Source organism: Micrococcus sp. HG099 (genome assembly GCF_024723355.1).
Taxonomy (GTDB): Bacteria; Actinomycetota; Actinomycetes; order Actinomycetales; family Micrococcaceae; genus Micrococcus; species Micrococcus endophyticus.
In genome coordinates this window covers 1-4,331 of sequence record NZ_JANQCJ010000154.1, presented here as the reverse complement: position 1 = coordinate 4,331, position 4,331 = coordinate 1, and the positions used below count along the sequence as shown (strand labels likewise).

At 75.1% G+C, this 4,331-nt stretch carries 3 protein-coding genes and 1 pseudogene; all 4 read right to left on the bottom strand.

Annotation, left to right across the window (positions count from 1 at the left end):
* A pseudogene (locus tag NWP10_RS10680) lies at window positions 1-268 on the bottom strand (glycosyltransferase WbuB); the annotation flags it as partial.
* A gap of 49 nt (window positions 269-317) precedes the next feature.
* Entirely contained in the window at window positions 318-1,574 is a 1,257-nt protein-coding gene (gene wecC, locus NWP10_RS10675) for a UDP-N-acetyl-D-mannosamine dehydrogenase (RefSeq protein ID WP_258300891.1), read from the bottom strand.
* Window positions 1,575-1,669: 95 nt separating this feature from the next.
* Complete coding sequence (locus NWP10_RS10670; RefSeq protein ID WP_258300890.1) at window positions 1,670-3,889, bottom strand: glycosyltransferase; 2,220 nt, start codon at window positions 3,887-3,889, stop codon at window positions 1,670-1,672.
* The coding region (locus tag NWP10_RS10665) for a hypothetical protein (RefSeq protein WP_258300889.1) at window positions 3,886-4,331 on the bottom strand (446 nt) is incomplete at its 5' end. The genes NWP10_RS10665 and NWP10_RS10670, both read right to left, overlap by 4 nt.

Below are 4,331 nucleotides of genomic sequence, written 5' to 3'. Positions count from 1 at the left end.
ACGGCGCGCCGCCCTCGACGCCGAGGGCGGCCAGGGCGGCCTCGCGGTCCCCCCGCATCTCGTGCCCGACCGCGGGGGCCACCCCGGAGCGGCCGATGCGCACGAGCACCGCGGCAGCCTTCGAGGACAGGGCCCGCGGCAGCCGCCGGGAGACCTGCAGGGCCAGGAGCACGGAGTCGTCGGCGACGTGCTCGCGCACCGTCTGGGCGGTCAGCGCGAGGTTGCGCACGAGCGGCCGCCGGGCGGCGGGGCGTTCCGTGGCGGACATGGATCCGTGCTCCTCTCAGCGGGGCCGGCGCCGCACGGGCGCCGGGGGCTCACAGGCCGGCGGTGCCCCGCCACTGGCCGCGCGTGTCGATCACGCGCTTGCCGGCGACCGCCTCGCCGAGGCCGGCGAAGGCGTCGTGGTCCACGAGCAGCAGCACGATGTCCGCGGCGGTCACGGCCTCGTCGGCCGAGACCAGGCGCACGTTGGCCTTGCCCTGCAGCTTCGCCGGCAGCTCCTCCACGTGGGGCTCGACCACGAGGACCTCGGAGCCGGAGAACTGGTCCGCCAGGTCGGCGGCGATGTTCAGCGCCGGGGACTCGCGCAGGTCGTCGATGTTCGGCTTGAACGCCAGGCCGAGGGCGGCGACGACGGGCGCGCGACCGGTCTCCTGCTGGACGTCGAACGCGGCCGCCTTGACCTGGTCGATGACCCACTGCGGCTTGCCGTCGTTGATCTCGCGGGCCGCGCGGATGATGCGGGCCGTCTGCGGGGCGGCGTCGACGATGAACCACGGGTCCACGGCGATGCAGTGCCCGCCCACGCCCGGACCGGGCTGGAGGATGTTCACGCGCGGGTGGTGGTTGGCCAGCTCGATGAGCTCCCACACGTCGATGCCCTGCTCGGCGCAGATCACGGAGAGCTCGTTGGCGAAGGCGATGTTCACGTCGCGGAAGGAGTTCTCCACCAGCTTGGCCATTTCGGCGGTGCGGGTGTCCGTGAGGAGGATCGCGCCCTCGCAGAAGGTCTCGTAGAGCTCCTTGGCGCGCTGGGCGGCGCGCGGGGTGGAGCCGCCGACGATGCGGTCGTTGGTGACCAGCTCGACCATCACGCGGCCGGGCAGGACGCGCTCGGGGCAGTGGGCGAAGTCGAGCTCGGCCTCGCGTAGCTCCGGGCGCACGGCGTAGATGACCTCGGCCATGTGCTCGGTGGCGCCGGGGGGCGAGGTGGACTCGAGGATCACGAGCTCGTCGCCGGTGAGCTGCGGGGCCAGGCCGCGGGCGGCCGCCTCGATGTAGCCCAGGTCCGGCGAGTGGCCGTCCTTGAACGGGGTCGGCACGGCCACGATGTAGGCGTCCGCGGCGGGGGTCTCCTTCGAGGCGGACAGCAGGCCCTTGTCCACGGCTCGCGCCACGAAGTCGGCCAGGTCCGGCTCCACGAAGGGGACGGTGCCGGCGTTGACGGCGTCCACGGTGCGGTCGGTCACGTCCACGCCGAGCACCTTCACGCCGTTCTCGGCGAGGATGGCGGCGGTCGGCAGGCCGATGTAGCCCAGCCCGATGACGGCGACGGTTTCGATCTTCTTCACGTGGACTCCCTGCTGGCGACGGTACGGTGCATGCCACGCCCGGTGAGACGGAGGCGGCCCTGACACACCCTACCGCCGCCCCGCCCCGCGCGGCCTCAGCCCAGGCCGAGCGCCTGGCGCCACAGGCCGGCCACGGCGCGCTCGTCGTACGGGCGCACCCGCTCCCGTGCGTGAGCGGAGAGCGCCTCCCACCACGCGTCGTCCGCCACAGCCTCGAGCACCCGCCGCGCCGCGGCGTCGGTGTCGGCCACCACGAGGTCCTCGCCGAACACGCCGACGGCGCCCGGCCGGTCCCAGACGAGCGGGACGGCCCCCGAGACCATGCCCTCGGCGGGCGCGAGGTGGAAGCTCTCCGTGGTGGACGGGGACAGCACCCAGCCGATCTTCGTCAGCCACGAGCCCATGTCCGCGCCGAAGGGCTCGAACGCCACCGCCTCGCGCAGCGGTCCCGCCCCGATCCGGGAGAACAGGTCCAGGTAGGCCTCGCGCTGCACCGGCTTGCGCCACTCGTGCGGGTACTCCCACGGCATGCGGCCGCGCACGTGCAGGGTGAACCGGTCGTCGTGCTCGCGCAGCGCCTCGAGCAGGTCCACCGCGCGGTCGAGCCGCTTGCGCAGCGGTACCACGCCCACGATGCCCAGGCGGTGCCGGCGCCCGTCGGCGGCGGGCCGGTCCAGGTCCGCCAGGGAGACGGCGTTGGGGATCACGGTGACGCGATCGGGGTCGATGGCCAGATGCTCGCGCGTCAGGTCGCGGTAGAGGTCGGAGACCGTGACGAGCCGGTCCACGGCGCCGGCCTCCAGCGCGGAGAGCCAGCCGCCGCGCAGCTCGAACATGTGCAGGCGCACCACGAGGCGCTGGCCGGGGCGCTTGTGGCGGGCGTACCAGACCGCGTTCGGCCCGGCCCACTCGCAGACCACGACGTCGGCCCACTCCACGAGGCGCCGCGAGGCGGCCTCGTCGTGGCGGTGCAGGCCCTCCCAGCGGTCCAGCCGCAGCTCGACCGTGGGGTCGTCGCGCAGCAGGTCGACGAGCTCGCCGGCGAACTTGAGGTCGTGGCCGGCGAGGACGACCCGCGTGCGGGGCGCGGTGCGGGCCGGCACCGGCTCCGCGGTCCGGGGCGTCTCCAGCAGCCCGAGACGGCGGAGATAGCCGACCACGACCTGGGCGCGCGCGGTCATGCGGTACGGCTCGGCCGCCTCGACCACGCGCCGGGACAGGGCCGGAAGCTCGTGGCGCACCGCCGCGATCCGCGCGGCGATGTCCTGCGCGGAGTCCGTCAGCGCCTCGACGAACAGCGGGTAGTCCGCGCCCAGCAGCTCCTCGTGGGCCACGGTGCGGTTGACGAGCGGTGGGACGCCCACCGCGCAGCTCTCGAGCACCTTGGTGGAGATCTCGAGGGAGAGGTCGAGCGCGGGCGTGCGCCAGCCGAGGGAGATGTCCGCCTCGGCGGTGCGCGCCAGGGCCTCCTCACGCGGGATCGCCCCGGTCCACTCGAAGCCCGGCATGTCGGACTCGAGGCGGGCGCGCATGGCGGCCGCCCAGCCGCGGTGCTCGGGCTCCCGGTGGACCTTGTCCCCCACCATCGTCAGCGTCGCCGGGACGCCGGCCTCCTGGAGGGCGGCCAGGATGTCCGGCATGAGGTCGGTGCGCCAGTCGTAGGCGAACTTGCCGGCGTACACGAGGCGGACCGGCCCCGTGCCGTGGTCGTCGGGGCGCACGGCCGGGACGAGCGAGTCGGGCACCATGGGCGAGAGCAGCACGGTGCGTCCGGCGGCCGCGGGGACGAGGGCCTCCAGGACGGCGCGCGCCTGCGGCGTCTGGGCCAGCATGAGCCGGCTCGCGTCGGCCACGCGGGAGATCTCCTCGACCCGCTCCGGAGGGAAGTCCTCCCCGACATAGCCGTACTCGGTGACGTAGGACCAGAGCCGGCCCTCGAACGCCTTGCGGTCCGCGAGCTCGACGCACGCGTGGATGCCGCGCACCAGGACGACGTCGTACGGGTCCGCCGCGTCCAGCTCCTGGAGGACGTCCGCGGCGCGGGCCGGGGACATGGCGTGCTGCCCGGCCGGGGGCCGGGCGGCGAGCACGCGCACGCCGTCCAGGCGGCGCAGGGGCGCGGTGAGCAGGTCGCGGCGCTCCTCGGCCTTGAGCTGCACGTCCACGGCGGCTCCGGTGCGGGCGAGGGTCTCGGCCATGGACGGCAGCCAGGTCGCGGACCCGTCCATCACGTTGAGGTCCACGTCGCCGTAGAGCAGGACGCGGAGGCCGGAGGCGTCCGTCAGCCGGGCGGGGGTCGGGTGGTCCGGGCTCATGCGGCCTCCTGGGGGCAGTGGAGGAGGACGTCGACGATGCCCTGGGGGGCGTCGCCCGGATCCTCGGTGAAGTGCAGCGGCACGCGGGCCGACCCGGCCTCGACCACGATCACGTCCTCGGCCTGCAGCAGGGCGAGGGCACCGAGCCGGTGCCGGTGGCGGCCGCGGGAGAGCACCCAGACGCTCACGCCACGGTCGGCGGCCGCGTCGAGGGCGGAGCGCAGCTCCAGGAAGAGGGCGGCACCGGAGGCGTCGAGCGCCCCCGCCCACAGGCCCTGCACGCCGTCCAGGTCCACCACGACCGCCTCCACGCGCTCGGCCACCGCGGCCGCGGTGCCCGGCAGCAGCGGGACCACCCGGTGCCCGGCGGCCTCCAGGGCGGCGCGCACGTCCGGGGCGACGACGGCGCCGACGGCGCGCCCGCCCTGTGCGGTGCGGGAGG

Coding starts and splice junctions, on each gene's coding strand:
- NWP10_RS10670 (WP_258300890.1), bottom strand. CDS start 3,889: ATGAGCCCGGACCACCCGACCCCCGCCCGGCTGACGGACGCCTCCGGC.